Source organism: Bradyrhizobium sp. NBAIM08, from assembly GCF_020193935.1.
Classification (GTDB): Bacteria; Pseudomonadota; Alphaproteobacteria; order Rhizobiales; family Xanthobacteraceae; genus Bradyrhizobium; species Bradyrhizobium yuanmingense.
The window spans coordinates 1-447 of the sequence record NZ_JADYVR010000355.1 but is presented as its reverse complement, the minus strand read 5'-3'; the positions used below and the strand labels follow the sequence as shown (position 1 = coordinate 447).

The window sequence follows — 447 nt, the reverse complement described above, 5'->3', positions numbered from 1 at the left end:
GCGCGCTAGAGTACGTCAAAACGCGCATGGGATTCGTGTCTTCGCTCGGACGTGATCTTCGCTTCGCCCTTCGACAGATGCGGCAGGCGCCCGTCGTCAGCGGCGTGGCGCTGCTGTCCCTGGCCCTGGGGATTGGCGCCAATGTGGCGATCTTCTCGCTGGTCAACGCCCTCATGCTGAAGCCGCTGCCGGTCTATGAGCCGGATCGGCTCGTGATTCTCGGGCTGGATAGCCCGCGCGCCGTCAGCACGACGCTGACCAATCCCGTGTGGGAGTACGTCCGCGATCACCAGGACGTGCTGGTCGGTGTCGCCGCCTGGGGCAACCCGCGCTTCAACCTCAGCTCCGGTGGCGAGACGCGCAACGCCCAGGGATTGTTCGTCAGCGGCCGCTTCTTCGACACGCTCGGCGTCACCGCGCAGATCGGCCGACTGTTGACGGCCGATC

1 protein-coding gene is annotated in these 447 nt (G+C 66.2%); it reads left to right on the top strand.

The features are described from left to right. Positions 1–26 precede the first annotated feature (26 nt). Positions 27–447, top strand: a 421-nt coding sequence (locus I6F37_RS39880; protein ID WP_225154360.1) for an ABC transporter permease, incomplete at its 3' end; no start/stop codon positions are given.